The sequence below is a fragment of the Mesorhizobium sp. PAMC28654 genome (assembly GCF_020616515.1).
In the GTDB taxonomy this organism is placed as follows: domain Bacteria; phylum Pseudomonadota; class Alphaproteobacteria; order Rhizobiales; family Rhizobiaceae; genus Mesorhizobium.
This window is the reverse complement of sequence record NZ_CP085135.1, coordinates 5,709,421-5,736,330: the sequence shown is the minus strand read 5'-3', so window position 1 is coordinate 5,736,330 and position 26,910 is coordinate 5,709,421. Positions and strand designations below refer to the sequence as shown.

General features: G+C 62.2%; 31 protein-coding genes, 1 tRNA gene and 2 pseudogenes. 15 read left to right on the top strand and 19 right to left on the bottom strand.

The annotated features are described in order from the left end of the window. Window positions 1-148: 148 nt before the first annotated feature. Complete coding sequence (locus LGH82_RS28215; RefSeq protein WP_227345842.1) at window positions 149-655, bottom strand: hypothetical protein; 507 nt, start codon at window positions 653-655, stop codon at window positions 149-151. A gap of 683 nt (window positions 656-1,338) precedes the next feature. On the opposite strand from LGH82_RS28215, the gene LGH82_RS28210 reads away from it, so the two are divergent. The 3 genes from LGH82_RS28210 to LGH82_RS28200 all read left to right on the top strand — a co-directional run bounded on the left by LGH82_RS28210 (window position 1,339) and on the right by LGH82_RS28200 (window position 3,196). After that, window positions 1,339-1,884 carry a DUF5343 domain-containing protein gene (locus tag LGH82_RS28210; protein WP_227345841.1) on the top strand — a complete coding sequence of 182 codons (546 nt, stop codon included), beginning with the start codon at window positions 1,339-1,341 and terminating at the stop codon, window positions 1,882-1,884. Then, window positions 1,787-2,883 (top strand): IS3 family transposase gene (locus tag LGH82_RS28205; protein ID WP_413771415.1). Its coding sequence is split into 2 segments (ribosomal slippage): window positions 1,787-2,008 and window positions 2,011-2,883, totalling 1,095 coding nucleotides; the frame shifts between segments, so codons are not numbered across the junction. The genes LGH82_RS28210 and LGH82_RS28205 overlap by 98 nt, the downstream gene beginning before the upstream one ends. Window positions 2,884-2,917: 34 nt before the next feature. Continuing rightward, window positions 2,918-3,196, top strand: a complete 279-nt coding sequence (locus LGH82_RS28200) for a hypothetical protein (protein ID WP_227345840.1) — start codon at window positions 2,918-2,920, stop codon at window positions 3,194-3,196. A gap of 293 nt (window positions 3,197-3,489) precedes the next feature. On the opposite strand, the gene LGH82_RS28195 is transcribed toward LGH82_RS28200, so the two are convergent. After that, on the bottom strand, window positions 3,490-3,885 hold the full coding sequence (locus LGH82_RS28195; protein WP_264484406.1) for a transposase: 396 nt from the start codon (window positions 3,883-3,885) through the stop codon (window positions 3,490-3,492). Between the two features lie 14 nt (window positions 3,886-3,899). Between LGH82_RS28195 and LGH82_RS28190 the strand changes: the two genes are divergently transcribed. Beyond that, window positions 3,900-5,050 (top strand): IS3 family transposase gene (locus LGH82_RS28190; protein ID WP_413771365.1). Its coding sequence is split into 2 segments (ribosomal slippage): window positions 3,900-4,164 and window positions 4,164-5,050, totalling 1,152 coding nucleotides; the frame shifts between segments, so codons are not numbered across the junction. A 33-nt stretch (window positions 5,051-5,083) separates the two neighbouring features. Here the strand turns inward: LGH82_RS28190 and LGH82_RS28185 are convergent. After that, window positions 5,084-6,073: pseudogene (locus LGH82_RS28185) on the bottom strand (IS1380 family transposase); the annotation flags it as partial. 169 nt (window positions 6,074-6,242) lie between these two features. Here LGH82_RS28185 and LGH82_RS28180 point away from each other — a divergent pair. Next, window positions 6,243-6,620: a Swt1 family HEPN domain-containing protein gene (locus LGH82_RS28180; protein ID WP_227349704.1), complete on the top strand. Its 378-nt coding sequence runs from the start codon at window positions 6,243-6,245 to the stop codon at window positions 6,618-6,620. Between the two features lie 349 nt (window positions 6,621-6,969). Here LGH82_RS28180 and LGH82_RS28175 read toward each other — a convergent pair. Continuing rightward, window positions 6,970-7,045, bottom strand: a tRNA-Ile gene (locus LGH82_RS28175). Between the two features lie 134 nt (window positions 7,046-7,179). Between LGH82_RS28175 and LGH82_RS28170 the strand changes: the two genes are divergently transcribed. Then, window positions 7,180-7,893, top strand: coding sequence for an SIMPL domain-containing protein (locus LGH82_RS28170; RefSeq protein WP_227345839.1), 714 nt, complete (start codon window positions 7,180-7,182; stop codon window positions 7,891-7,893). Between the two features lie 272 nt (window positions 7,894-8,165). On the opposite strand, the gene LGH82_RS28165 is transcribed toward LGH82_RS28170, so the two are convergent. Both LGH82_RS28165 and LGH82_RS28160 read right to left on the bottom strand, forming a co-directional pair. Continuing rightward, on the bottom strand, window positions 8,166-8,561 hold the full coding sequence (locus LGH82_RS28165; protein WP_227345838.1) for a hypothetical protein: 396 nt from the start codon (window positions 8,559-8,561) through the stop codon (window positions 8,166-8,168). A gap of 266 nt (window positions 8,562-8,827) precedes the next feature. After that, window positions 8,828-9,274 carry a YcgN family cysteine cluster protein gene (locus LGH82_RS28160; RefSeq protein ID WP_227349703.1) on the bottom strand — a complete coding sequence of 149 codons (447 nt, stop codon included), beginning with the start codon at window positions 9,272-9,274 and terminating at the stop codon, window positions 8,828-8,830. A gap of 198 nt (window positions 9,275-9,472) precedes the next feature. Here LGH82_RS28160 and LGH82_RS28155 point away from each other — a divergent pair, with 198 nt between their 5' ends. Further along, complete coding sequence (locus LGH82_RS28155; RefSeq protein ID WP_227345837.1) at window positions 9,473-11,773, top strand: OmpA family protein; 2,301 nt, start codon at window positions 9,473-9,475, stop codon at window positions 11,771-11,773. 324 nt (window positions 11,774-12,097) lie between these two features. Further along, entirely contained in the window at window positions 12,098-12,616 is a 519-nt protein-coding gene (locus LGH82_RS28150; RefSeq protein ID WP_227345836.1) for a TIGR00645 family protein, read from the top strand. Between the two features lie 121 nt (window positions 12,617-12,737). On the opposite strand, the gene LGH82_RS28145 is transcribed toward LGH82_RS28150, so the two are convergent. The 3 genes from LGH82_RS28145 to LGH82_RS28135 form a co-directional block, all read right to left on the bottom strand. After that, entirely contained in the window at window positions 12,738-13,604 is an 867-nt protein-coding gene (locus LGH82_RS28145; RefSeq protein ID WP_227345835.1) for an SDR family oxidoreductase, read from the bottom strand. Between the two features lie 370 nt (window positions 13,605-13,974). Next, window positions 13,975-14,676 (bottom strand): helix-turn-helix transcriptional regulator, encoded by a 702-nt coding sequence (locus LGH82_RS28140; protein ID WP_227345834.1) that lies wholly within the window; start codon window positions 14,674-14,676, stop codon window positions 13,975-13,977. An 8-nt stretch (window positions 14,677-14,684) separates the two neighbouring features. Continuing rightward, complete coding sequence (locus LGH82_RS28135; protein WP_227345833.1) at window positions 14,685-15,557, bottom strand: S1C family serine protease; 873 nt, start codon at window positions 15,555-15,557, stop codon at window positions 14,685-14,687. A gap of 169 nt (window positions 15,558-15,726) precedes the next feature. On the opposite strand from LGH82_RS28135, the gene LGH82_RS28130 reads away from it, so the two are divergent. Continuing rightward, window positions 15,727-16,686 (top strand): S1C family serine protease, encoded by a 960-nt coding sequence (locus LGH82_RS28130; RefSeq protein WP_227345832.1) that lies wholly within the window; start codon window positions 15,727-15,729, stop codon window positions 16,684-16,686. Window positions 16,687-16,757: 71 nt separating this feature from the next. Here the strand turns inward: LGH82_RS28130 and LGH82_RS28125 are convergent, their stop codons facing one another. Continuing rightward, entirely contained in the window at window positions 16,758-16,973 is a 216-nt protein-coding gene (locus tag LGH82_RS28125) for a hypothetical protein (RefSeq protein ID WP_227345831.1), read from the bottom strand. 458 nt (window positions 16,974-17,431) lie between these two features. Further along, window positions 17,432-17,857 carry a VOC family protein gene (locus tag LGH82_RS28120; RefSeq protein WP_227345830.1) on the bottom strand — a complete coding sequence of 142 codons (426 nt, stop codon included), beginning with the start codon at window positions 17,855-17,857 and terminating at the stop codon, window positions 17,432-17,434. Between the two features lie 66 nt (window positions 17,858-17,923). Here LGH82_RS28120 and LGH82_RS28115 point away from each other — a divergent pair, with 66 nt between their 5' ends. Next, window positions 17,924-18,550, top strand: a complete 627-nt coding sequence (locus tag LGH82_RS28115) for a TetR/AcrR family transcriptional regulator (RefSeq protein ID WP_227345829.1) — start codon at window positions 17,924-17,926, stop codon at window positions 18,548-18,550. Here the strand turns inward: LGH82_RS28115 and LGH82_RS28110 are convergent. Next, window positions 18,483-19,439: a LysR family transcriptional regulator gene (locus tag LGH82_RS28110; RefSeq protein WP_227345828.1), complete on the bottom strand. Its 957-nt coding sequence runs from the start codon at window positions 19,437-19,439 to the stop codon at window positions 18,483-18,485. The two genes, LGH82_RS28115 and LGH82_RS28110, sit on opposite strands and share 68 nt — an antisense overlap. 110 nt (window positions 19,440-19,549) lie before the next feature. Between LGH82_RS28110 and LGH82_RS28105 the strand changes: the two genes are divergently transcribed. Beyond that, window positions 19,550-20,185: an FMN-dependent NADH-azoreductase gene (locus tag LGH82_RS28105; protein ID WP_227345827.1), complete on the top strand. Its 636-nt coding sequence runs from the start codon at window positions 19,550-19,552 to the stop codon at window positions 20,183-20,185. A 53-nt stretch (window positions 20,186-20,238) separates the two neighbouring features. Here LGH82_RS28105 and LGH82_RS28100 read toward each other — a convergent pair whose 3' ends face one another. Then, window positions 20,239-20,538, bottom strand: a complete 300-nt coding sequence (locus LGH82_RS28100) for an AzlD family protein (protein WP_227345826.1) — start codon at window positions 20,536-20,538, stop codon at window positions 20,239-20,241. Then, window positions 20,535-21,275: an AzlC family ABC transporter permease gene (locus LGH82_RS28095; protein WP_227345825.1), complete on the bottom strand. Its 741-nt coding sequence runs from the start codon at window positions 21,273-21,275 to the stop codon at window positions 20,535-20,537. The genes LGH82_RS28100 and LGH82_RS28095 overlap by 4 nt, the downstream gene beginning before the upstream one ends. Before the next feature lie 172 nt (window positions 21,276-21,447). On the opposite strand from LGH82_RS28095, the gene LGH82_RS28090 reads away from it, so the two are divergent. Then, on the top strand, window positions 21,448-21,906 hold the full coding sequence (locus LGH82_RS28090; RefSeq protein ID WP_227345824.1) for an Lrp/AsnC family transcriptional regulator: 459 nt from the start codon (window positions 21,448-21,450) through the stop codon (window positions 21,904-21,906). 45 nt (window positions 21,907-21,951) lie between these two features. Here LGH82_RS28090 and LGH82_RS28085 read toward each other — a convergent pair whose 3' ends face one another. From LGH82_RS28085 to LGH82_RS28075, 3 genes are all read right to left on the bottom strand, one after another. Further along, window positions 21,952-22,410, bottom strand: coding sequence for a hypothetical protein (locus tag LGH82_RS28085; RefSeq protein ID WP_227345823.1), 459 nt, complete (start codon window positions 22,408-22,410; stop codon window positions 21,952-21,954). Between the two features lie 7 nt (window positions 22,411-22,417). After that, window positions 22,418-22,717, bottom strand: coding sequence for an HlyU family transcriptional regulator (locus LGH82_RS28080; protein ID WP_227345822.1), 300 nt, complete (start codon window positions 22,715-22,717; stop codon window positions 22,418-22,420). Window positions 22,718-22,787: 70 nt separating this feature from the next. Next, window positions 22,788-23,408: a TetR/AcrR family transcriptional regulator gene (locus tag LGH82_RS28075; protein WP_227345821.1), complete on the bottom strand. Its 621-nt coding sequence runs from the start codon at window positions 23,406-23,408 to the stop codon at window positions 22,788-22,790. A gap of 182 nt (window positions 23,409-23,590) precedes the next feature. Here LGH82_RS28075 and LGH82_RS28070 point away from each other — a divergent pair, with 182 nt between their 5' ends. Both LGH82_RS28070 and LGH82_RS28065 read left to right on the top strand, forming a co-directional pair. Beyond that, window positions 23,591-24,268, top strand: coding sequence for a PspA/IM30 family protein (locus tag LGH82_RS28070; protein WP_227345820.1), 678 nt, complete (start codon window positions 23,591-23,593; stop codon window positions 24,266-24,268). Window positions 24,269-24,340: 72 nt separating this feature from the next. Continuing rightward, window positions 24,341-24,601, top strand: coding sequence for a YiaA/YiaB family inner membrane protein (locus tag LGH82_RS28065; protein ID WP_023779112.1), 261 nt, complete (start codon window positions 24,341-24,343; stop codon window positions 24,599-24,601). Window positions 24,602-24,675: 74 nt separating this feature from the next. On the opposite strand, the gene LGH82_RS28060 is transcribed toward LGH82_RS28065, so the two are convergent. Then, window positions 24,676-25,356 (bottom strand): PadR family transcriptional regulator, encoded by a 681-nt coding sequence (locus LGH82_RS28060; protein ID WP_227345819.1) that lies wholly within the window; start codon window positions 25,354-25,356, stop codon window positions 24,676-24,678. Window positions 25,357-25,577: 221 nt separating this feature from the next. Between LGH82_RS28060 and LGH82_RS28055 the strand changes: the two genes are divergently transcribed. Next, window positions 25,578-26,450, top strand: a complete 873-nt coding sequence (locus LGH82_RS28055) for a patatin-like phospholipase family protein (protein WP_227345818.1) — start codon at window positions 25,578-25,580, stop codon at window positions 26,448-26,450. Window positions 26,451-26,526: 76 nt separating this feature from the next. Here the strand turns inward: LGH82_RS28055 and LGH82_RS28050 are convergent. After that, a pseudogene (locus tag LGH82_RS28050) lies at window positions 26,527-26,890 on the bottom strand (thiol-disulfide oxidoreductase DCC family protein). Between the last annotated feature and the right edge of the window lie 20 nt (window positions 26,891-26,910).

Genomic DNA, 26,910 nt, shown 5'->3' with positions numbered 1-26,910 from the left:
TTCGATGCGGATGCGCCGCATGGCCCGGAGGAGTTGATCAAGCTACCTGGCCAACATGTCCTACCGACTAACTGGCGGTCGTAAGTAGGTACAAACTCGATTGCGGATCAAAACCCGCTGGAGCGCGATCAACCAGGTGCTTCCTTGATCATTGCCTGATGAAAGCGCCCGTGTAGGTCTGGCCGGCAAGCGCATAGGTTCCAGCAAGGGTTCCGTCGGGCAGCATCCTGAAGCTGACGTCCGCGCCATTCGGGAGGCGCCCAAGCTTCAACGTGGTCCCCGCAATTTTCCCGGCACCGGCGGCCTCTCCCGGATTGTTATCGCCCAGGTTGCCCCACGCATAGGTAACCGTCACCTGTCCGTTCGAAGAAACAGATTGAACAGCCAGCCTACCTTCATATTTGCCCTCCAATCGTCCGGCCCATATGCCCGAAAAAGCAGCGTACTTTGTTGCAACACTCTTTGCGGGCGGAGTGATTGTCACGGATTGATCCATGATTGCCGAACCGGGGGAAGCAGCGGCAGGATCCAAGGCAGGCTGGGGAGGAATGACAGCAGGATTCGACACAGGTTCGAGAGCGGGTTGCGGCGCTTCAGGAGCCGATTGGCACGCGGCGAGCGCGAGCGCCGCGAAGCCAAGCATCGTGTTCCGCATCAAATTCTCCACTTCGTTTCTCTGAGGCACCCCGCTACGGAGCACTTCACATTAGGCTGATCAACAGTCTATCTCCAATCACGGAGCTAGCCGAAAGCCCACCGATCCGCAGAAACCTCTATTCCAACCCAAGGCCGGATGTCCAAGGCGCCGAAGGGAGCTGTCGGGCCTAATAGATAGTCGCGCGTCGACCGTCTTCCGAAGCCTGGCCCTCGGTGACTTGGCATCTCGGCGGTTCTCGGCAGCTCGCCATAATCAATGAAATCAACGCGACGCATGGAGGTTCGCCATCATTGACGTGGCTAACCGAACCAAAATATGCCGCTAAACCTTGGATAAACAACGATAATGGTGGGCCCGGAGGCAACGACAGATCATTATAATTCAATGACTTAGACAAACGATACCACAATGCGATACCACGCTATATTTGGGCTGTATTGGGACGTATCAACGGCACTTCTACGAAAATCTACACGCTCAATGAGATTCTCAGCATTGGATTCTGATCGCTCGAAATTTTATGTCCGTTACGGGCTCACTTTTAAAGCCAATAGCCGACTGCCGAAAACAACTAGCATCATCATTGAAAATAGGTCTGAAAGGCCGCCAATAATCCAATGGTCGGGAGACACGCGAGGCTCTATGCTGGCCTTCTTAAAAAATCCATTGGGGGGGGAAATATGCCTGTTTCACTGCCGTACCTAGCAAGCAACAAGAACCTGCCATTGCTTTTCGAAAAGATAGCTGCAGCAAAAGTACCCGAAAAGTTTACTCATGGTTTCCTTACCACGACGATAGGGCTCAAGGGTACTAACGATAGATCCCTCATTCCTCTACTTCGGACTATGGGGTTTCTCGACCAGTCCGGCACACCCACGCAAACGTACAGGCAATTGAAAGGGCACAATCGGGGCGGTGCGCTTGCTGATGGCATGAAGCGCGCCGACGCGCCGCTTTTTGACGCCGACCAAGACGCGCAGAAACTTCCTTCAGAACGTCTCAAGAGCCTAATAGCGCAGGTGTGGACTTGCCCCGAAAAAGTGGAGAGTTTCCTTCTGATGAAAGGCGACCTCGATGACGAAACAGAGACAGTTTACGGATGCGTTCAAGGCGGAGGCGGTTGGCCTTGTGCGAACGAGCGGTCGGACGAAGCGGCAGATCGCGGAGGATCTTGGTGTTGGTTTCTCGACGCTGACGCGATGGATGGGTCGGCAGCTGGATCGTGAGATGGGCGATCCTGGGCGTCCGCCTGATGCTGATGTCGCCGCTGAATTGAAACGGCTGCGGCGGGAGAATGAAATCCTTCGGCAGGAGCGGGATATCTTGAAACGGGCGACGGCTTTTTTCGTCAAGGAGGGAAGTCGGTGAGGTTCGCGCTCATCGACCAGGCGAAGAAGGATTTCCCTGTGGACCGTTTGTGCGCGACGCTGGGTGTCAGCCCGAGCGGCTACTTTGCCTGGGGGCGCCGGCCGGCGTGCCGCCGGCAGCGCGACGACATGATAATGCTGGCGCATGTGCGATCGTCGTTCGCGCTGTCGAACGGAACCTATGGTAGCCCGCGCATGACGCGGGAACTGCAAGACAATGGCTTTGCCATTGGCCGGCGACGAACGGCGCGTCTGATGCGGGAGAATGGCCTCCAGGCAAGACAGAAGCGGCGGTTCAAGCGCACGACGGACAGCGAACACGCCTTTCCGGTTGCCCCCAATGTCATCGACCAGGATTTTGCCGCCACTGGTCCCAACCAGAAATGGGGTGCCGACATCTCCTACATCTGGACGCGGGAGGGCTGGTTGTACCTTGCTGTCGTCATCGATCTGTTTGCCCGCAAGGTCGTTGGCTGGGCTGCTGGCAACCGGCTACACCGCAGCCTGGCTCTGGCAGCGCTCAACAAGGCGTTCGTCATGCGGCAGCCGGAACCCGGCCTCATTCACCACTCCGACCGCGGCAGCCAATATTGTTCTATCGACTACCAAGCCGAATTGCGTGCCGCCGGCGTCATCATCTCAATGTCAGGCAAGGGCAATTGCTTTGATAACGCCATGGTCGAAACATTCTTCAAGACGCTGAAAACTGAACTGATCTGGCGCACCTCTTTCCTTACCCGCGCCGATGCCCAAGCCGCCATTGCCCGATATATCGACGGCTTCTACAATCCCATCCGGCGGCATTCCGCGCTCGACTACATCAGCCCGATGCAGTTCGAGCGAAACGCCGCCGAATGAGCAACCCGCTCTCCACTTTACCGAAGCAAGTCCAGTGGCCGGCGTTGATGCCGACGCCACTAGCCGGATTTCCGCAACTTTCTCTGCGTTGACCAAGCTCGCCGACTTCGAGGCCGAAGCCGGCGACAGCGAAACTAATATCAAACCCGATACGAATAGCTTCGACACGCAAGAGCAGCCCGATGGTGAACGAAATAAGCCAAGAGGCCTCCGCACGGAATTTCACTACAATCTGCAAATCCATTTGCCGGCCAATGGCAACGAAGAGACCTACCTCAATATCTTTAACGCTATCCGGAAAACCTTCCAATGAGCATCGACGGAAGGACCGCACTCTTCCTAATGCTCGGGCAGGCCGCCGAAAAGACCGTGGTCACGTTGGAAGATATCGTACCCGCGGAATCGCTTCTCCTTTCACCGTCCTACGATTTAGCTCCACTCGTCCCCGACCTAGCCCGTCTTATTCATGACGCATCTGGGTTTGTTTTCCGCTGAGCGTCGGACAGGTGGCTGCTCGGCGTCTTTTTCACCGCGGCTGTGTCTGGACTTGTGAACGCGCTGGAGGGTGGAAGTTGTGTGGTTCGGCGGGGCCTGCTGCCCCGGCGGTCATGGTCCTTCCGGTAGCAGATTGCTGGCGATCGCCCGGAACAGACTTGCCTCGGGACAGGCGGCGGCGAAGGCCAGGCGGATGCGAGAGACGGTTTCGATGACGCGGGCGCCGAGCTTGAGCAGCCTGAGCCGCAGCGTAGCGAACTCGGCGTTGCGCAGATGATGGGTCGTGGGCACCGCCTCGCGCAGGGTGAGCATCAACCAGTATGCGGCGGTGTGCAGGACGAGACGGACCTGGTTGGCAATCGGTGAGCGGCAGGAGGTGCGGTCGGAGGCGAGCTGGCTCTTGTGCATCTTGATCAGGTTTTCGGCCTGGCCGCGGGCGCAGTAGATCACGTCGTAGATGTGCTCGGCGTGGACTTGCCCCGAAAAAGTGGAGAGTTTCCTTCTGATGAAAGGCGACCTCGATGACGAAACAGAGACAGTTTACGGATGCGTTCAAGGCGGAGGCGGTTGGCCTTGTGCGAACGAGCGGTCGGACGAAGCGGCAGATCGCGGAGGATCTTGGTGTTGGTTTCTCGACGCTGACGCGATGGATGGGTCGGCAGCTGGATCGTGAGATGGGCGATCCTGGGCGTCCGCCTGATGCTGATGTCGCCGCTGAATTGAAACGGCTGCGGCGGGAGAATGAAATCCTTCGGCAGGAGCGGGATATCTTGAAACGGGCGACGGCTTTTTTCGTCAAGGAGGGAAGTCGGTGAGGTTCGCGCTCATCGACCAGGCGAAGAAGGATTTCCCTGTGGACCGTTTGTGCGCGACGCTGGGTGTCAGCCCGAGCGGCTACTTTGCCTGGGGGCGCCGGCCGGCGTGCCGCCGGCAGCGCGACGACATGATAATGCTGGCGCATGTGCGATCGTCGTTCGCGCTGTCGAACGGAACCTATGGTAGCCCGCGCATGACGCGGGAACTGCAAGACAATGGCTTTGCCATTGGCCGGCGACGAACGGCGCGTCTGATGCGGGAGAATGGCCTCCAGGCAAGACAGAAGCGGCGGTTCAAGCGCACGACGGACAGCGAACACGCCTTTCCGGTTGCCCCCAATGTCATCGACCAGGATTTTGCCGCCACTGGTCCCAACCAGAAATGGGGTGCCGACATCTCCTACATCTGGACGCGGGAGGGCTGGTTGTACCTTGCTGTCGTCATCGATCTGTTTGCCCGCAAGGTCGTTGGCTGGGCTGCTGGCAACCGGCTACACCGCAGCCTGGCTCTGGCAGCGCTCAACAAGGCGTTCGTCATGCGGCAGCCGGAACCCGGCCTCATTCACCACTCCGACCGCGGCAGCCAATATTGTTCTATCGACTACCAAGCCGAATTGCGTGCCGCCGGCGTCATCATCTCAATGTCAGGCAAGGGCAATTGCTTTGATAACGCCATGGTCGAAACATTCTTCAAGACGCTGAAAACTGAACTGATCTGGCGCACCTCTTTCCTTACCCGCGCCGATGCCCAAGCCGCCATTGCCCGATATATCGACGGCTTCTACAATCCCATCCGGCGGCATTCCGCGCTCGACTACATCAGCCCGATGCAGTTCGAGCGAAACGCCGCCGAATGAGCAACCCGCTCTCCACTTTACCGAAGCAAGTCCAGCGGAGCCTTTGTCGAGATTGGTGACGACGAAGCGGATGTCGAGGCCGAGGGTGGTCGCTTCGATGCGAGCGCAGGTGCGGCGTTCGGCCTTCCAGGATTTCGCCTTGTATCGGGTCTCGGCATAGCCGCGCAGCACCGGCTTGTGCTCGAGCGCACGGCGGGTGCGGATATCGTCGGCGGCTTCATCGACGAGACGCTGCAGTACCTTGTTGCCGGGCAGGCCGAAGAGGTAGTCGATCGCATTGTTCTCGCACCAGGCCATGACTTGCGCCCGGCCATAGTGGCCATCGCCGCGGATCAGAATGCGGGTGGCAGGCCAGCGGGCGCGGATGCGCCGGACAAGGCGGCGCAGATGGCCGCGGATCTCCTTGCCCGCCGGGGTCTTGCCAGGACGCAGGATCATGGCGACCGGGCGTCCTGTCGCGGCGTCGTAGATATGGATCGGCAGGAAGCAACGCTCGTCGTAGTGGGCGTTGAAGAGCGAGAGCTGCTGATGGCCGTGAACGACATCCAGCGTATCGTCGATGTCGAGCGTGACGCTTTTCGGCGGCGCGGCATAGCTCGACAACCACAGATCGACCAGCACCCAGCTAAGCCTGATGACGGTGCGCAGGTCGGGCAGGTTCTCCAGCCGCGAGCAGGTCGGCTGCGAGCACAGATCAATCCCGCTGTCGGGCAGCCGCCCGCAGGCGAGCTTGAATGCCGGGTCGGTACGCAGTCGGTCGAGATCATTGGCGTCCTCGTAGCCGCACGCGATCGCAAAGATGCGGGCGCGCAGAATGTCGGCCATGGCGTGCGTCACCCGCTCTGGATCGCGCGGATCGGGGATCGCGGCGGCCAGCCTGTCGGCCAGTTGCAGGCGTCGCTCGGCCGCAGCCAAAAGCATGACGCCACCATCCGAGGTGATGCGTCCGCCGTCAAACGCAGCTGTGATCTTCTTGCGTCCAACGGCTGGAAAAGAGAGCGGCAGCAACGTATCGTCGGTCATGGCGGGTGTGGCTCGCGAGATGCGGTGGAAGGGTTGGCCTAAGCAACCGAATCCTACGCCAAATCAACCGCTTAAGCTACATCCGCCAGCCTCAAAGGCCCATCGTCGTGCATAAGACGGGCTAGTTCGGCGTTCAGCGGCAGCCGCAGAGGCTTATCGATTGTTTTTCGTGTTCGAGGGCTATCTACGCGAGTTGATTGTCGGGGTGCTTTCCAAAGACGGAAAGGAGACATGGTGGGATAAACTACCTGGCGACATTCAGATGGAGGTCAGCAAGCTGGAAGAGACGGAGGAAATGAAGGGCTGGATGGCGCTCGGGTCTCGAGACAAATCGGCCTTAATGACCCTGCCCCAACTTTTGAAGGTCATTGACCACAATTGGAAGGGGGTGTTCGACGAGGTTGTACGCGACAAGAGCCTTGTGCAAGAGGCAAGGCTGATCGGTCACTTGCGCAACACGATTTGCCACATGAGTACGATTCCTGCCGAGGAGTCGGATCGAATTCGGCAAACTATGCGTGATTGGTTTAGGATAGTTGCCCCTTGAAATCTCCGCCTGCCATTGGTGCATTCAACCACTCAGGTGGTCCGACACTGCGGTATGGTTTCGCGGCAGGGACTCGAACCACCAACGCGACAGATCAATGATTACAATAAGTTACATAGTTATCAGTAAATTAAACAACCGCACAATTTGAGGATTGTGGTACCGCCAGTTAGATACCACAGAGAACACCACACTTGCTCTTATGCTGCGCTTCCTTGACATGCCCACTGGAGAATAAACTTCCAAAATATGGCAAATATGTCGCTCGATGCGCGATATCGTTCCGCAAAACGATCAATATAGCGGATCATTTTCTAAAAATAGGCACAAAACTAGAATAAAATTCTAATGGTGGGCCCGGAGGGACTCGAACCCCCAACCAAGCGGTTATGAGCCGCCGGCTCTAACCATTGAGCTACAGGCCCCACGCCGGCTGGATTAATGTTTTTCGCATCGCGGCACAAGGCCTTCCCGATGGGCTTTCGGAGATCGCCCAAATCAGCACATATTCACGCCCTAGTTGAGCGTCGCGACTTTATCGCAGACCAAGGAGCTTTTCATGACCAGACATCTTTTGCCACTCGCGCTCGCCGCTTCAATCGCTTTTCCGGCGATGGCTGGAGCCGCCGATTCGCTGCCCCCGCCCCGCATCGTCGTGACCGGTGAAGGCGAGGCCACCACGCCGCCGGACCTGGCGCTGCTGTCGCTCAGCGTCATGCGCGAGGCCAAGACGGCGCGCGCCGCGCTCGATGCCAACAATGACGCCATGGCCGCCGTGATCGCGGCGATGAAGGCGGCCGGCATCAAGGATCGCGACCTGCAGACTGCGGGTATCCAGATCAACCCGCGCTACAACTACACCAACAAGCCCGACGGCGGCCAGGACGCCGAGCTTGTCGCCTACCAGGTGACCAACACGCTGGCGGTGCGGGTGCGCGACATCGACAAGACCGGCGAGATCCTCGACAAGGCGGTGTCGCTCGGCGTCAACCAGGGCGGCGGTATTTCCTTCACCAACGACAACCCGGCCGCGACGGTCACCGAGGCCCGCAAGAAGGCCGTGGCCGACGCCGTGGCCAAGGCCAAGACACTGGCCGAGGCCGCCGGTGTCAGCCTCGGACGGGTGCTGGAGATCAACGACCAGAACATCCGGCCGATGCCGATGGCGATCAACGCCAAGGCGTTCGATTCGGTCGCCGGCGCCGCCGTCCCGACACAGGCCGGCGAAAATGCCTACAATGTGCAGGTCACCGTCACCTTCGAATTGAAGTAATCCTCCTCGAAGGAGATGTCCGCCGGCGGTTAATGCATGTCGCCCAAAAGTGCGCAGCGGTTTTGGGGCAACGACATGCATCAAAACAAAGACCGCATCGCCGGCGGCGATCCTCGACACCCGGCAAAGAAAAACCCCGGAGGACCAGGTCCTCCGGGGTTTTTTTCGAGCCGCACCCTTCGTTGCTGGCGGAAGGGGGCTCGCTACTCAGGGCTGCAAGTGCCCCGGACGCCTGACGCATGTCGCCTGACATGCATCAAAAAAGACGCGCTTTAGCGATTGATGATCGGGCAACCGCGCTCGTTGGCGAACACGATCACGACGCGGTCGCCGCGCTGGCGGCCCATGACCTTCACCGTGCGGCGGCTCACATCGACGATGCGGGCGCGGTAGAGGCCCATGCGCTCCGCCTTGTCGAGAGCCCGCTCTGGCGAGCAGCCCCGGCGCCAGCCGCGGTCGTCAGGACGGCCGCGATCGTCAGAGCGCCAGTCCGGCCGATTGTCGCGACGGTAGAAGCCATCGTCGTCGACCGGGTAGACGCCGACGCGGGCATCCCTGTTGGTGCCGAAGCCTAGATAGAGGCTGTCGGCATGAGCCGCCGGCATGGCGGCCAGCGTGCCGAGGCCAATCATGGCCGAAAGCGTCGCCGTCTTGATGGTGTTGAACATAGTCTCTCTCCTTGTTGAGGCTTTCGCCCCGTCCTCGAACCTATGCGTGGAGAATGCACCCGCTTGTCTGAACTCTCCGCGAACCGGCCGTTCATTTTCGGTTCATGTGGCAGGAAGAAGGAGGCGCCGGCTTTTTCTGTCAGCGTCGGGTGCAAAGAGCTTCGGCAAACGGGGATCACCCTGACCGTCCCTGCCGCAAAACCCATGCCGGCACCGGCTTCGGTGCGGTCTTTACCTGGCGTTTACCATGATTGCGAAGCGCGGGCTCAGGGCTCGTCGTCGAGCATGTGGTCGAAATAGTCTTCCGGATCGGCCATGTCGGTCTCGCTGGCGCTGACCCGGCCGCGCATCGAGATGCCGGCCTCATGGACGGTCTCGGCGCTTCCCGAAACCAGCCTGTGCCACCAGTAAAGGTCCTCGCCCTCGGCGACGAGGCGGTAGGCGCAAGTGCTGGGCAGCCAGCTGATGGTGCGTACATTCCGTGGCGTCAGCCCGATGCAATCGGGAACGCGCTGGAGACGGTTGGCGTAGTCCGAACAGCGGCAACTCTGCGCATCGAACAGCCGGCAGCCGACGCTTGTCCAGTAGATTTCGCCGGTGTCCTCGTCCTCGAGCTTCGACAGGCAGCATTTGCCGCAGCCGTCGCAGAGTGATTCCCACTCGGCCGGGCTCATCGCCTCCAGCGTCTTTGTTTTCCAGAACGGCGCTTCCATCGTGCGGATGTGGCCCTGTGGCGGTCCAAGGTCAAGCATCATGGACACCCGAAATGGTGCGTGAACCATATGAATGTCACGAAGCCGCCTTCAAAACGCCGGTCAAACCTCTATGGCTGCTTCCATGTCCTGCCAAACCGGAACCAATCCGGTTACCATCGGTTGGGGCACAGATGGGACCCACAAGGAGAATTTCAGATGAAACGCCAACCACGGATACTGGCGGGCACGGCACTTGGCCTGTTGATGGCATCCGCGCCGTTGGGCGCGTTCCCGCTGCAGGGCAGCGCCGGGTTCGGCCCCTCGCAAGGCACCACCATGCCGCTGCTCCTGGCGCAGTCGAATTGCGCCGAGGGCGAATCGGCGGAAGCCTGCGCCAAAAAGCAGGCGCAGCCCGAGCAGAAACAAGAGGAGCAGAAGCCTCAGAAGAAGCACGAGCAGCAGAGCGAGCAGGCACCCGCCGCGCAAGGCCAGGAGCAGCAGCAGCCACGCAAGAAGCGTGACCAGCAACAGCAGACCGAGCAGGCTCCAGCCCAGGCCGAGCAGCCCGCGCAAGGCGAACAGCAGCCGCGCAAGAAGAAGCGCGACCAGCAGCAGCAGACCGAGCAGGCTCCAGCCCAGGCCGAGCAGCCCGCGCAAGGTGAACAGCAGCCGCGCAAGAAGAAGCGCGACCAGCAGCAACAGACCGAGCAGGCTCCAGCCCAGGCCGAGCAGCCCGCGCAAGGTGAACAGCAGCCGCGCAAGAAGAAGCGCGACCAGCAGCAGCAGACCGAGCAGGCGCCCGCGCAACAGCCGGCTGAGCAGGTAGCACCCGCGAACGACAACCAGCCAGAGGTCAAACCGCGCAAGAAGAAGCAGGACCAGCAACAGCCGGCCGAGGCCGCACCGGCCGACCAGACGCCGGCCGCTGAACCCGCGCGCAAGCCGGACAAGCAAAAGAAACCGACAGACGCCACGCAACCTGCCGTGACGCCGGAAGCCGCGCCCGAGCCAACCAAGAAGCAGGCACCAGCCGGAGAAACCGCGCCGAAGCTTGAGCCGCTGCCGGTTCCCGGCACCGAGCAGAAGCCCGTCCAAGGCGAACAGCCCCAGACCGGCGAACAGCCGCAGGACAAGACCAAGAAGCATGGCAAGAAGCCCGGTGAGCAGCCTACCAATGGCGAGCAGCCCGCGACGGGAGAACAGCCCGTGACAGGCCAGAAGCCGGCAAATGGCGAGCAGCCTGCAACGGGCCAGAAGCCCGCGAATGGCGAACAGCCGGCCAACAACAACAAGCCGGCGCAGGGCGAAAACCCCGTGCAGGGCGAGGCCCCGCTGCTGGACAGCCAGAAGGATGCCCAGCGCCGGGATCAGGGCGGCCAGAATGCCGGCGGCCAGGGCCAAAATGGGGAAGGTCAGGGTCAAGGTGGCCAGGGTCAGGGTGGCAAGAAGCACCGCAACCAGGACGGCCAGCAAAATGGCGACCAGGGGCAGAAGCCTCAGGTTGCTCCTGTCGACCAGGGGCCGCCGCCAACCGACGACAAGGCAGCCCAGCAGGAGATCAAGCCCGAAAAGATGGTTCCTGTGACGCAGGAGCGGGGCAAGCGGATCGATCGCGCGCCTGACGAAAACATCCGCGACCGCCGACGCCCCAAGGGTGTCGACGTGCTCAAGGAAATTGGCGACCGCGTCATCATACAACTGCTCAACAACCAGACGATCGTGCAGAGCAATGACGGTCCGCGCATGAATCGCGGCGCCAAGGATGTCTACTATGAGGACCTGCCACAGGGCCGCACGCGCGAGACGGTGGAGCGCGACAATGGCGTCCAGATCGTCACCATCCGCAACCGCTACGGCGATGTCGTCCAGCGTTCGCGCATCATGCCCGGTGGCCGCGAGTATGTGCTGAGCTATGTCGACGAACGGCACTACCAGGATGACCAGGACTGGCGGGATCCCGGCGATGACCTGCCGCCGATGCGGCTGAACATCCCGCGTCGCGACTACATCCTGGATTCCGAGGATGTCCAGAGCCCGGACGACTACTACACCTTCCTGGAACAGCCACCGGTGGAGCGGGTCCAGCGCCTCTATTCGATCGACGAGGTCAAGCGTTCGGCTCGCGTGCGTGACATTGCGCGGCGTGTCGACCTCGACACGCTGAACTTCGAATTCGGGTCGTCCTCGATCTCCGACACGGAGGTGCAGAAACTCGAAGGCGTCGCCGACGCCATGGAGAAGCTGTTGAAGAAGAACCCGGCCGAGACCTTCCTGATCGAAGGCCATACCGACGCGGTCGGCACACCGGAGGCGAACCTCGCTTTGTCCGACCGGCGTGCCGAGTCGGTCGCCGAGGCGCTGACAAATGCCTTCGGCATCCCGCCCGAGAACCTGACCACACAGGGCTATGGCGAGGAATATCTGAAGGTCAACACGTCGGCGCCCAACCGCGAGAACCGGCGCGTCGCCATCCGCCGCATCACTTCGCTGGTGGCGCCTGTCGCCAGCAACAATTAGGTCATGATTTCAAAACCATGACCTAATTTGCGGAATCAGGATAAGAAGCGACCCACCCCGGCCCAGCCGGGGTGGGAGAGTCTCTCGGGCCGTGACCCCGGCCCAAGAAGATTCGTGCCGCATCATTGATTCGCCACACTGTCCACCCCAAATCTAGCGCAGGGCTTCCCTGCCCCGTCCCGACTCCAGCGGGACACATGAACCCCGCCGGCCCCTCTCCGGCGGGGTTTTGTTTTCGGGCAAAAGGCCTTGCAAACCGCGGCCGCCTGCACGAAAAACGATCAGATCCCACTTCGACCCCACAAGGACTTCGCCGGACCACCCATGAAACGCCTCGAACTCGCAATTGAATCGATCATCCTCGCCTCGCGCTGGCTGCTGGTCGTCTTCTATGTCGGGCTGGGCGTGGCGCTCGCCATCTACGCGCTGTCCTTCGGCAAGAAACTCTACGAGTTCGCCACCACGGCGTTCACGCTGGGCGACACCGACACCATCCTGAAGATGCTCGGCCTGATCGATGCGGCCCTTGTCGCCTCGCTGGTGGTGATGGTGATCATCTCCGGCTACGAGAATTTCGTCAGCCGTTTCGACGACCAGGACGGCGGCGGCGTCCACTGGCTTGGTACGATCGATGTCGGCTCGCTGAAGGTCAAGGTCGCCTCGACCATCGTCGCCATCTCGTCAATCCACCTGCTGCAGGTGTTCCTGAACTCGTCCACCTACACGACCGACCAGCTGATGTGGCTGACCATCATCCACCTCGCCTTCGTCGTCTCGGCGTTCATGCTGGCCTATATCGACCGGCTGATGGGGCTCGGAAAGGCCAAGAAGGACGAGGCTTAGCGCCTGCCGGAGATTGAATCATTCCGGCAGGATCGGCGTTCTAACGCCTTGTGTGGGCAAAGCTTTCCGTAACTCATCGATCGGCGGATGGTCAAGCGCGGCGCCGACCTGCCGCTAGCCTCTAATAGATGCTCCTGATCTTGCTGTCCGTACGAGCAAACACCTCGTCGGGCACAAAAAAGTCGCCGGCCAGCGGCCCGGTCGCTCCGGGCGAATAGACCGAGAAATCCGTGACGCCCTCGGCGCGCAGCACCTCCTCGTCGATGTAGAAATTGCCGGTCGTCTCGCGTGACGGGCGCATGAAGATGGCATGCGCGGCGTCGGCCATGATGTCGGGCAAACGGCTCATCGCCGCCACCGTCGCGCCACCCAGTAGGTTGCGCACCGCCGCCGTGTCGATGGTCGAGATCGGCCACAGCGAATTGACGGCGATACCGTCCTTGGCCAATTCCGCGCTCATGCCCAGCGTGCACATCGACATGCCGAACTTGGCCATCGTGTAGGCGACGTGGTTCTTGAACCATTTCGCCTTCATGTCGAGCGGCGGCGCCAGATTCAGGATGTGAGGATTGTCAGCCAACTTCAAATGCGGAATGCACATTTTGGACACCAGGAACGTGCCGCGCGTGTTGATCTGGTGCATCAGGTCGTAGCGCTTCATGTCGGTCTCCAGCGTGCCGGTGAGCTGGATGGCGCTGGCATTGTTGACGCAGATATCGATGCCGCCGAACTTCTCGACGGTCTTGGCGACCGCCTCGGCCACCTGCGCCTCCTCACGGATGTCGCACAGCATCGGCAGCGCCTTGCCGCCAGCCTGCTCGATTTCCTCAGCCGCCGTGTAGATCGTGCCAGGCAGTTTCGGATGGGGCTCGGCGGTCTTGGCCGCGATCGTCACATTGGCGCCGTCACGCGCGGCGCGCAGCGCGATCGCCAACCCGATGCCACGCGACCCGCCGGAGATGAACAGCGTCTTTCCCTTGAGCGACATTTTTCCTCCACGTGCGTTTGTTTCCTTGGCGCAATCCTTGCGCGCGCCGCAGCGGGATACAAGAGCTTGCCGTGCCGAGACATGGTGACGCTGCGGACGGTCTCCGTGGCCTGATTGCGGCCAACGACTTGGAACGGCAAGCGTCGCGCTGCCCCTCATTGCCCTGCCGGGGCATTTCTCCCCGTATAGTGACGGGGAGGAAGACGCCTTCGCCCGGGATTTCGCCAATCGCCAACGTTGCAGGGCGGGCGCTGAGAATGCGGCCATCTCTCTTCTCCCCGTCACTATACGGGGCGAAGGTGCCGGCAGGCGGATGAGTGGCAGCACTGACTCTGACGATGATCGATAGATCTGCCTGAGCCGTCGTTCCCTAAACCAGCACCAGTCCCTGCCGCATGGCAATGGCGATGGCATCGGTGCGGTTGGCGGCGCCGAGCTTGATCAGGATGGCGGCGACGTGGAACTTCGCCGTGTGCACGGAAATGTTGAGCCGCCGCGCGATGACCTTGTTGGGCGCGCCTTCGGCCAGCAGCGCCAGCACCTCGGCCTCGCGCGGCGACAGCGCAGGCCGGGGGGTGGCGGCATCGTCGAGCGATTCCTCGCCGAACAGCCCGCCTTGGTCTCCAACCCCGCTGACCGCATCACCGCGATCGAAATCGTCATGGCGATCCGGCGTCGAACGGCCGTCGCCGGACACCCGGTAGCCGGCCGCCGCCAACCTGACGGCGGCCGCGATCAAGGTTGCATCCGCAGCCAACGGCAGCACCGCGAACACCTGGCCTTGTGGCCGGATAGCGCGCACGGAGAGCAACACTTGCGGGGCCGTGGCACTGCCTGCCCTCACTCGATCGACCCAGGCCGCGCTATTCGCAACAGCATCATCGATGACCGCGACATCGGCTATCCCGCCACTGGCCACGACTGGAAGCAGATCGTCCGCCATGGCAAGCGAGGCTGACAGGCGTTCGGCGCGCGCGGCATCGCGCAGCACGATCAGCACCACGAGCTGGCGTTCGCCGTCCGCCACGTCAGGCTCAACCACGTCACGTCTTGTCAGCGTGTCGCTTTCCATCAATCCTCTCAGCTCAGCGGCTTTTCGCCGATGGTCAATGTCACATCGCGCTGCTCACCGCCACGCACCACGCCAAAGGTTACAGAAACCCCGGCGCTGTCGGGTCCGAGCCTGCGGATCAGGTCGCGCGGACCATGCACCGCCTCGCCGTTCCACGAGACGATGATGTCGCCAAGAGAGAGGCCGGCGGCCTTGGCGGGACCGTTCTCGTCGAGGCTCATCACCATCGCTCCATGCGCATCGCGGTCGCGCACCGGATGCAGGCCAGCGCCGAGATAGCCGCGCGCGACATGGCCTTTTTCGCGCAATGTCGCCACGGCGCGTTCGATCGTCTCGTAGGGCATGACCAGCGCGCGGCCACGCGGCCCGAACAAGAGCATGCCGATCAGCGCGCCCTTGGCGTCAAGCACCGGACCACCCTCGAAGCGGCCGCCGGCGCCAACAGCCAGATTGATGCGCCGGTCAATGGTGCCGCCGCGCATCGAGCGCCAGGCCGGACCGACTTCGCCGACCGAACCCGACACCGCCAATGCCGAACCCTGGCTGTTGCCGATGGCAATGGCGATATTGCCGGGCCGCACCGCGTCGGCCTTGGTGAGCGTCGCGGCGGTGGCTGAAACCGCCGGCTTCAGCAGGGCGACACCGGTCGAAGGATCACGTCCGACCAGTTCGGCCTTCACCGTCTCGCCCGAAGCCAGCGTCAGTTCGATCTCCTCGCCGGCCTCGACGGCCTCTTCGGCGGTGACGAAATAGCCGTCGCTCCAATGGAAGGCGCTGGCCGTGCGATGATGATGCGTGGCGAAGCTCGCTGTTACCGGCGCCGCCTTGGCGGCGAGGTCGGCGATGGCTTGCGAAAACGCATTCAGATTGAAGTCGCTCATGATGATCTCCTGGGTTTTTTCATGCCCCAGATATCGCTCGACAGCGCGCCCGGAGGTACTCGCCTGACGGCTAGTTGCTGGTCTGGCTGGCCATCTGGTCAGGTCGCGGCGGTTCTAGCCGCTTCGCACATATAGTCATCCCTAAGCCTGATACCACGGAGCCCCACCCATGGCCCTCGCCGCCCAGAAATTTCAAACCGACACATTGGCCGACGACACACTGCTCGACGCCTATTCGACGACGGTGGCGAACGCGGTCGACCGCATCGGGCCGGCCGTCTGCCGCATCGAACGCATCGGCGGTAAGGGCGGCCATGGCTCCGGCTTCGTCATCGCGCCGGACGGCTTGGTCGTCACCAATTTCCATGTTGTCGGCGACGCCAAGACAGTGCGCGTCTCGATGCCCGATGGCGCCTCCAGCGAAGGCCGGGTACTTGGCCGCGATCCCGACACCGACATCGCCCTGGTGCGGGCCGACGGCAGCTTCGCCGATGTGGCGCCGCTCGGAGATTCCAAGCGGCTGCAGCGTGGCCAGATCGCCATTGCCATAGGCAATCCCCTTGGCTTCGAATGGACGGTCACCTCGGGCGTCGTCTCGGCGCTAGGCCGCTCGATGCGCGCCTCGACCGGCCGCCTGATCGACGACGTCATCCAGACCGACGCGGCACTCAACCCCGGCAATTCCGGCGGGCCGCTGGTGTCGTCGGCGGGCGAGGTCATCGGCGTCAACACCGCCATGATCCACGGCGCGCAGGGCATCGCCTTCGCGGTCGCCTCCAACACCGCCAATTTCGTCATCTCGGAGATCATCCGCTTCGGCCGCGTGCGCCGCGCCTTCATCGGCGTGTCGGCCGACACCACCAATCTGCCGCGCCGCGCCGCGCTCCTGTCGCAGGTGTCGACCAGCACCGCGGTGCGCCTGCGCGGCGTCGAGAAGGACGGCCCGGCGGCAAAGGCCGGCCTGAAGGAAGGCGACATCATCGCAGCCATCGACGGCCGCCCAGTCACCGGCGTCGACGATCTCGTGCGCATGCTCGACGCCGAGCGCATCGGCCGCGAGACACTGTGCACGGTCGTGCGTCGCACCGGCGTCAGCCAGGTGACGGTGACGCCGGTGGCGCGAAGCTGATCCGGCTCATCGCGCCGTGATCGGCATTGGTCAGCGAAGTGGCCGGCTAGCCGGCCACTTCGCCCCAACAACTATTTGCTGAATCTCGCCTTGCAGGCAGGGCTCAGCTCGCTCATGTGCTTCTTCAGGCAAGACGCCGCCTCGCCAACAGGCGTCTTTGAGCAAAGCCGCTTGTAGTCGGGTACGCACGGCGAGGTGGTTCGTACGCCAGCCTTGGCGTCGGCCACGCCGGAGGCGCCAAGGGTTATGATGACGGCAACCACTGCTATGTAAACGGCTCTGACCATGACTTTCCCCTCCAGCAAGGAAGAGAGCTAGTTATATTAGCTACAACTAAGAAATCCAGTTGAAAAGATGGCGTCTCGTGCCGTGGCTCCGCAAGATACAGCCGGCAAGCCGGCCGCTCCTGGCGGCTACTTGCTATACTTTGCCTTGCAGGCGGGGCTCAGTTCGCTGATGTGCTTCTTCAGGCAAGACGCCGCCTGATTGGCAGGTGTGTTCAGGCAAAGTCGCTGAATGTCGGTTCCACACCGCGTGGTCCGTATCGAATGACCACCTTTTGCGTCAGCCGCGCCAACTGCAAACAAACCCATGACCGCGATAAGCGCTGCAACAGGAATTATTCTCGACATGATTTCCCTTTCTCCATTGAGGAGCAGAGGCAAACATTTCGGCTGGCGCCGGGCAACTTAGCTAAAAAGATGGGTATCGCGTGCAGCGAACTCGCCAGCCGGGTGGCCGCAGTTCAGCTTTCCGCCACACCCTGGGCATAGTCAGCCAGGAATTCCTCGCTGGGCGGGATCGGCTTGATCACGTCGATCAGCACGCCATTAGGGTCCTTCGTGATAAAATGGCGCTGGCCAAAGGGCTCGTCGCGCAGCGTTCGCAGGATCGGCAGGCCGGCGGCGACGGCCCGCGCATAGGCGGCATCCGGATCCGCAACCTCGAAATTGATCAGCAGGCCCGAGGTCCGCCCTCGCCCCTCCTGCGGGATCGTCTCATGGTCGCCTTGCACGATGCCAAGATTGACTCTGGTGCTGTTGACCGATTGCAGATGCACGTACCAGTCGCTTTCGAACAGCGGCTTGAAGTCGAAATGCTCGACATAGAACGCGGCCGTACCGGCGACGTCGCCGGCCATCAGCACCGGGTAATAGCTTGTGATCTTCATCTTTCATTCTCCCGTCAATTAACATACAGTCTGCATGTAAATCGAATTAACATACAGGCTGCATGTATGCAACAGGAATCCGCGCGCCGTTCCAACCGGGATCGCACCGAAGCGACGCGCACCGACCTCATTGACGCGGCGCGAAAACTGTTCACCGAAAAATCCTACGCGGAGACCGGCACACCGGAGATCGTCGCAGCCGCCGGCGTGACGCGCGGCGCGCTCTATCACCATTTCTCCGATAAGCAGGCGCTGTTTGCCGCCGTGGTCGAACAGGAGGCGCAGGCCGTGGCCGACGAGATCGACCGCGCCTCGCCGCCCGCGCTCGATGCCCGCGATGCGCTGATCGCCGGTTCGGACTCCTATCTCGCCGCCATGCGCGCGCCCGGCCGCACGCGGCTGCTGCTGCTGGATGGGCCAGCCGTGCTCGGCCGCGCGGCCATGGATGCCATAGACAACCGCAACGGCAATCGTTCGCTGCGCGAGGGTCTTGTCGCGGCAATGCGCGCGCGCACCCTGCAAAAGCTGCCGGCGGAAGCGCTGACCGCACTGCTCGCCGCGGCCTTCGACCGGGCGGCGCTCGCCATCGAGGCTGGCGGTTCGAGCGAAGACTACCGCGCCGTTCTCATGGCGCTGATTGATGGGTTGTCGACGGCTCGTCCTCAGGCACCTGCCCCGGCTCGAACTCGTTGAAGCAGCCGAGCTGGCGCTTGAATTGCTCAATCAGCCAGGCGGCCGCCGGCTTCGGACTGGTGTCGTTGCGATGCATGGCAAACAGCGGCGAGTTCACCTCGCTAAAGGGTTCGAGATCGATTTCGACCAGCCGGCCACTGGCCAGGTCGTCGGCGATCAGCCATCGCGGCAGCCCGCCCCAGCCAAGCCCTTCGCGCATCAGCATATGTTTGGTGCGCATGTCCGTCAGCCGCCAGGTGCGGTAGGCGAAGACACCGTAGTCGCGCCCCTTTGTGCGCTCGGACTGGTCGGTGACAACAAGCTGAGTGTGTTCGCGCGCATCCTCGATCGCCACGGGCTTGGGCAGCAGCGCCAGCGGGTGGCTAGGCGCGGCCGCCAGCACGATCGACATGAAACCGATGCGCACGAGATGCACGTCAACGTCGCCCAACAAGCCGCCAATTCCGAGATCGGCGTGGCCGCTGACAACATGATCGGGAATCAGGCCGAGCGTGCCGATATGCAGGCGCAGCATAACCGTCGGAAACCGCGCCTCGAACGCCTTCAGCACCCGCACCAGCACCGGTGAGGGCAGTGCCGTATCGACCGACAGCGCGACTTCGGCCTCAAGTCCCTGATGGTGGCCGTCAGCCCGCGAGCGGATGCGCTGCAGCATGCCGACCATGCGCCGCGCATCCTCCAGCATCGCCCGGCCGATCTCGGTCAGTTGCGGCTCGCGCGTGCCCTCGCGTTCGAAGAGTTTCAGGCCAAGCTGCGCCTCGAGATTGGCGATGCCATAGCTGATGACGGATTGCGCCCGGTTGAGCTTGCGCCCGGCGGCCGAGAAACTGCCGGTGTCGGCGACTGTCACCAGGATCTGAAGTTGGTCGAGCGTCGGATTGGGTTGCATCGTTGTATCTATTCTATAGATGGATCGTATAGAAAATATACCAGTTTATCGAATGGGTCGATAGGCCCATATCTGGCGGGACAATTCAATTCCCACTGGAGAGCCCCCAAATGTCCATCCTTCTCATCACGTCCAGCCCGCGCGGCAACGCCTCGCACTCGACCCGCATCGCCACCGAATTCGCCGACAAGCTGCTTGCGGCCGACCCGTCGAACACGCTTGTCGTGCGCGACCTCGTCGCCAACCCACTGCCGCATATCGATGCGGATTATGCGAGCGGCATCTACACGCCGGTTGAAGCCCGCACCCCGCGCCAGGCCGAAGTCGTCGGCGTTTCCGATGACGTCGTCGACGAACTATTTGCCGCCGACACCATCATCCTGGCCACCGGCTTCATCAACTTCAACATCTCCTCGACGCTGAAGTCCTGGGTCGATCACGTCGCCCGTTCCGGCAAGACCTTTGCCTATGGCGAGAATGGCCCCAAGGGTCTCGTCACCGGCAAGAAGGTCTACATCGTGCTGGCCTCCGGCGGCATCTATTCGGAAGGTGCGGCGGTCCAGATGGACCATGCCATCCCGTACCTGCGCTCGGTGCTCGGCTTCGTCGGCATGACCGATGTCGATGTCATCCGCATCGAAGGCGTCGGCATGGGCGCTGACGCGGTGACGGCCGCGCTGGCCAAGGCGACCGCCAAGGTCGACGCTGTTGTGGCCGCGAGCCGCCAGATCGAAGCGGCTGCCTAAGCACCAACAATCCGAACTGAAAAAGGCAGGCGTTTCGGCGCCTGCCTTTTTCTTTACGCGATGAAATGCCTGAGCAGACCAGCCGCGCCCACGCCGATCAGAACGGTCGGCAGCATGGAGAGGCGCGTCGCGGCAAGCACGGTGATGGCGAGCGCCGCGAGGTCGGCCGGATTCTTCGACACGAAGTCCGGCGCGATGACCGAGATCAGCACGCAGCCGGGCGCGGCTTCCATCACCGCCGTGGCGCGGGCGCTGAGCGTGCGGTTGCGCAGCACGACATAGCCGCCGATGCGCGTCAGATAGGTGACGCCGGCCATCAGCACGATGGTGAAAAAGGTTGCCGGATCGATCATGCGTCACCTGCCAGCACATAGGCCGCGACAAGCCCGGACACCGCACCCGCGGCGACGTACCAGGCGCCTGGAACGAACAGATAGACGAGCGCCGCCACAACGAGGCTGACCAGCCAGGGCCGCGCGGCGGCAAAGCCCTTCCACATGCCGCGCATCAGCACCAGGAAGACGGCCGGAAACGCCATGTCGAAGCCATAGGGCTCGACATTGCCTAGCACCGGGCCAAGCATGGCGCCGAGCGTCGTGAAGGCCACCCAGGCGAGATACATCGCAAGTGCCGCGCCCATATAGTAGCGCAGGCTGAAGGCCGGACCGATGCCTGCATCCGCCCGCTGCCGCGCATCGGCCAAGCCGAGCGCCCAGCTCTCGTCGCACATCAGGAACAGCGCCGGAAACACCTTTCGCCGGGGCAGATGGCGCAGGAACAGCGCCAGTGCCGCTCCCATCAACAGGTGGCGGCTGTTGACCAGGAAGGTGATAGCGACGATGAGCGCGACATGCGGCGGCGAGGTCCACAGCTGGATCGCGGCGAATTCCGATCCGCCGGCGAAGTTCAGCCCGGTCATCGCCGACAGTTCGACGACATGCAGCCCCTTCTGAGTGGCCTGCGCGCCAAGCACGAGCGCATAGGGGATGGTTCCCAGCAGAACCGGCGTGCAGGACACGATCCCGCGCCGGAATTCCGAGCCGGATCCCTCTCCCGCCTCCCGGGACAATGCCGCCTGTGAAATGCTCATGATCTTCCATCGACCGGCCTCGCGGCCGCCGCTTCCTGTCTGCGTGGATATCTGTGATGTCGGCGGTAAACATACAGATGCCCGCGAGCAATTTGGTTGCGAAGATTGTTGCATTCAGTCAGATTTTGGCATCTGATTTCATAAATTCCCAAGATGCTGGAATCAAGAGCCAATGAAGCTGGATGAGATCGACAAGCGCATCCTGCGCGCGCTGCAGCGTAACGGGCGCATGGCCAACAACGACCTGGCCGACGAGGTCGGCCTGTCGCCGTCACCCTGCCTGCGGCGCGTGAAACTGCTGGAGGAAGCCGGCGTCATCGACCGCTATGTCGCGGTGCTCAACCCCGCCAGCATCGGCAAGGGGCTGACCTTCTTCACCCGCATCTGGCTGAAGGCGCAGGACGAGGACACGATCGAGCACTTCGCCACCGAGGTCGCCAAGCTGCCGCAGGTGATGGAATGCTACCTGATGCTGGGCGACTGCGACGCCATGGTGCGCGTGGTGGCCGCCGGCATCGACGACTACCGCCGCTTCCAGTCCGAACACCTCAGCCGCATCAAGGGCGTGCAGAACGTCAAGACGGATGTTCCGAGCCAAACGATCAAATACACGTCGGAATTGCCGCTTTAGGCTCACAAGCCATCGGCAGGGAGCGCGCCCAACCCTGGCTCGGTATCAACCGAATTGCCTTGCGTGGAGGTAGAGGGACAACTCGCGCATATGTCGCCCCCAGTCGGAGAAAAGCAGGTAGAAATGCCAGTGCGCGTCGTCGAGGCCAAGGTGCTCCGCTCTCCAGATGACCTCCCACATATCCAGCGTGACGTCCCGAATGTCTTCGAGTGCATCACCCATCATGGATTTGGCCTCGGCGCCAGCACGCGGGTCCGCCACAGGATAGAACCGATAATCAGGAAACCGCACGGCAAGAGCTTCGTAAAGCGTTGAGCTGTCGCCGCTCCGTCCAGTCAAGTCGGTATCGGCAGGCTTGCCACGCGGGGTTTTGTGATACGCGCTCACAAGCTGATCAAGCGCGCAACTCAGAGCTTCATTAGCGGGCGGCATACCTTCCAAGACAAGCTGAACGAAGTTGCGAGCGGCAGCTATCGCGGATGAACCGTCGATGAGTCTGATCACATGCCCCCTACCCGAACATCCTCTCGCCCTGCTCGTCGATCAGCTGCATGCCCTTCTTGATCGAGATGTCGACGGCATCGTCAAGGCCTGCAAAACGGTCGGCGCGGATGAACTTGTGTTCCTTCATGACGCCGTCGATCTCCTTGGAGACGATGCCGCAGGTCTGGTACTGTCCATCGGCCTTGTAGGGCGTGGCGCTGATCAGAAAACCCTTGTTCTCGACCTGCTTTGCCGGTGCGGCACTCTTCGGCTCGGCGGCCTCATTGCCACCGCCACCGCCACCAAAAAGCTTCTTCAGAAAAGACATCGCTCAAACCTCCACTTTGCCCTGCAATGGCCAGCGCCATTGTCGTCGCCACGATTCATGACGGTGTTGCCTAAACATGGTCGAATGTCACGCCCCGTTCCAGCCCCCTGACGAAAACGGCGACCAGCAGCTCGATCTGTTGCCAGACCTCGTGCGCCTGCCCGCGCGCCGATTTCGCCGCATAGCCGCTGGTGACGATGCCATGCACGCTTGACCACAGGGCCCGGGCAGCTATCCGGAGCCGATCTCCATCGAGATCGAAGCCGCCATCGCCAAGCACGCTTGCGATGATCTCGAACAATTGGTCGAGCCGCGCCTCGTAGGCATCCGGCTCCGTCGCCAGGGCGCGCCGACGGTTGAAGGCAAGCAGCGCCGGCCAGCTGCCGGGATGCGCCTCGACGAACCGCACATAGGCGCCCGCCAGCGCCAGCAGGCGTTGCCGCGTGTCCTTGACGCCCTGGAGTTCGGCCATTGCCGAAGCGCCCGCGGTACCCAACCGATCGAGAAGCCGCATGTTGACGGCGCGGTGAACCTCATCGAGATCGACGAATAGATTGTAGACGGACCCGACAGCGATCCCCGCCTGCTCGGCGATGGTCCTCGCCTTTAGGTTCTCGGCGCCACCACTGTCGATCAGCGTTTCGGCGATGGCGAGCACGCGCTCGCTCATCTCTTCCTTGTCCAGCGCCATGCCAGTCCTTTCGAATCCGCATGCCCCAGGCTGTGGCACGCTGTATCGAGCCCGATTTCCTTTCATTTACCATATGCTGGAATTCGTGAACAGTGTTCAAAAATCGCTTGAACGATGTTCATTTCCTGTTATGTTGGCTTCGTGAACATTGTTCATGAGAAACAGTTCGAAGGGAGAAGAACATGCTTAGCCTGATCAGAACATTGCTCGACGGCGCCAGCGCGCGGGCCGAGGACGGCCTGAAGGATCGCTTCGCCATCGACCTCTTGGCCCAGCGGATCCGCGATGCCGAGACAGGCCTCGCCGCCGCCAAGCAGACGCTTGCCACGCTGATTGTGCGCCAGCGTGCCGAACAGGCCAGTCTCGACCATCTCGACCGTCGCCACGCCGATCTGGAAACACGCACGCTCAGCGCGCTGGCCGCCAACAACAACGCGCTGGCCGAAAGTGGCGCGGTGGCCGTCGCCGAACTGGAGAACGAACGCGAAGTCCGCCGCGCCACCGTGCAAAGCCTCGGCGAGAAGACGTTGCGGATGCGCGTTTCAGTGGAGCGGGCGCATCGCCGCATCATCGATCTCAACCAGGGCATGATCTCGGCCCGGGCCATCGATGCCGAGCGCAAGGCGCAGTCACGCCTCAACCGCTCGATCGGCAACTCGGCGAGCCTCAATGACGCCGAGGAACTGCTGGCCCGCATCAAGTCAGGCAGCGATCCCTTCGAGGAAGCCGGCATCCTCGACGAGATCGACGGCGAACTGCGTCATGAAGCGATCCGCGACCGCCTCGCCGATGCCGGCCATGGCCCGGCGGTGAGGGTGCGCGCCAAGGACGTTCTCGAGCGCCTGAAAACCATCAACTGAAGACCTGAATTCCCAACCTGATTTCCATCAACCCGAATTCATCAATCATCGTCAAATCAAGGGAGAACCACAATGAACGCCAATCAGACCTACATCATGTTCAACACCGCATCGGTCGGTGCCGCCTATTTCATGCTGGGCCTGTCGCTATGGCTGGCGCCGGTCGACCTCGCGACCAAGGGCTATTGGGCCATGGGCATCCTGCTGCTCACCGGCAGCCTGGTGAACCTGGTCAAGTACCGCACGGACGAACGCCTTTCGGCCGAGATGACCGCCAAGATCGAAAAGGCGCGTAATGAAAAGCTGATCAGCGAGTATGTCGGCAAGGAATGAATTTGCCTCACCGCTCGAAAAAAGCCCGGTTCATCCGGGCTTTTTTGTACCTTGCAGACCTTGAGTTCCTACGCTCAGCGGTGGGACAGCGCTTCCAGCGCCTCGGCGGCGGCTTCTAGAATGCTGATCGCCTCGGCCTGCTTCTCGGCAGGGGCGTCGACGATGTCGCCAAGGGCTGCGCGCAGCCGGTGGCGCACGGCGCGGAATTCGTCGCGCGCTTCCGAACGGTCGTGCCGGCCACGGCCGCCGCGTCGTCCATCTTCCTCGCCGTCGTCGTTTCCGCCGAACCAGTCGCGCGCCTTGGCCATCTTGCGGCCGAAGCGCTCGAGATGCTCGAGCACGCCGTCGATCATCTCGCGATTGTCGGCGAGATGCGCCTGCCCTGCCTCGGTGATGGAAAACACCTTCTTGTTGCCCTCGGCGGCCGAGGCGGCATAGCCGGCCTCTTCCAGGAAGGTCAGCGTCGGATAAACCACGCCCGGGCTCGGGCTGTAGATGCCGCTGGTGCGTTCCTCCAGAGCCTTGATGATGTCGTAGCCGTGGCGGGGCGCCTCGGCCAGCAGCGAAAGCGTGATCAGCTTGAGGTCGCCGTCGGCCAGCATGCGCCCGGCGCGAAACATGTCGCCCGGGCCGCCGCGGCCGCCGCCCCTTCCCCCGAACGGACCGCCGCCGCCACCGCCGCGACCCCCGAACTTGCCGGCCATGTGCATGAAAAAGTGCTCGGCGCGTTCGCCGAAATGATTGTGCCTGTGCATTGATTGCTCCTTGAGTTCTATCTTACGATATATCTTAATTAAGCGTGCCAACTGATCGAGTCAAGATATATCTTAAGATGTATCTGAGAAGGACGCCAGCCGATCGACCACCGGTTCACGAACACGTGCGGCGCCTCCCGAAACAAACGCCGACGTCGCCGCGAACTGTGAGCAAGGTCCAGGCCGGAAACCCGAAGCCGGAGCGGAAGCGAGGTGGTGTCATGCCGTCAGGAAAGAACAGCAAGACCGCATTGGTGCTGGCGGGCGGCGGCAGCCTCGGAGCAGTGCAGGTCGGCATGCTGAAGGCGCTTGTCGCCTCAGGTGTCACCGCCGACTTCGTCGTCGGCTCCAGCGTTGGCGCCGTCAACGGCGCCTACTATGCGGCGGGGGCCACGGTCGAGAACATGGCACGCCTCGAAACCCTGTGGCGCGGCATCACCCGCAACGATGTCTTTCCGGTCAGCTGGCTCTCACTGCTGGGCTTCGCACGGCGGCGCGATTTCCTCTCCGGCTCGCACGGCATCCGCAATCTGGTCGAGCGGCATCTGCCCTATCGCAATCTCGAGGATGCGCCGATCCCCATCCATGTCATCGCCACCGATCTGCTTTCCGGCGAGGCCGTGGTCCTGTCGGAGGGGAATGCGGCCGACGCGATCGCCGCCTCCAGCGCGATCCCCGTGGCCTTCGCGCCGGTGCGCATCGGCGGGCGGTTCCTGATCGACGGCGCCGTCACCTCGAACACGCCGGTCCGCGTCGCCGTCAGCCTCGGCGCACGCCGCCTCATCGTGCTGCCGACCGGATTCTCCTGCAATCTGCACGCACCGCCGCAAGGGGCCGTGGCCAGTGGCCTGCATGCGCTGACGCTGCTGATCGCGCGGCAATTGGTGCGCGAACTCGACACCTTGCCGGGCGACATCGACTACGCGATCGTCCCGTCGCTATGCCCGCTGGCGGGCTCGGCTTACGATTTCACCCGCACCGCCGCCCTGATCGACGATGCGGAAAAATCGACGCGAAGCTGGATCGACGCCGGCGGGCTGTCGGCACGCGTGGTTCCCGACCAGTTGCGAGCCCATTCGCATCACCATGCTTAGAAACGAGAGCCGGCTTTGATAAAACTTCATGTTCAATCAACATGATGGAGCCGCATCCCGATTCAAATCGTGAGCCCTACCAGCGGCCGTTGCGCCGGTTCCATGCATAGAGAAGATCGGCGAAGCGATCATAGACCAGACGTGTCAGCGGCAGGACAATCGGATTTCCGAACAGCGCCGCCAGCCAGCCTTCGCCCGGCGTTCGCCCAGACCGCGATCGCGACATCGGCGCCGACAAGCAAGCGGCCATCAGCGTCGGTCGCATGCAGTCGGCGGCGGATGTCCTCCAGCGAAGCACCATATCCAGCCAGCACCTGCGGCTCCAGATTGATGTCGCGGAACGCGATCCGCCCGGCCTTGACCGCCTCGATCAGCCGCCGCTTCTGCCTGCCGATGCCGGCATCGCAGACCGGACAGCGCGTGTTGTACCAGACGGTCAGTTCAGGCTTGGTTCCGCTGT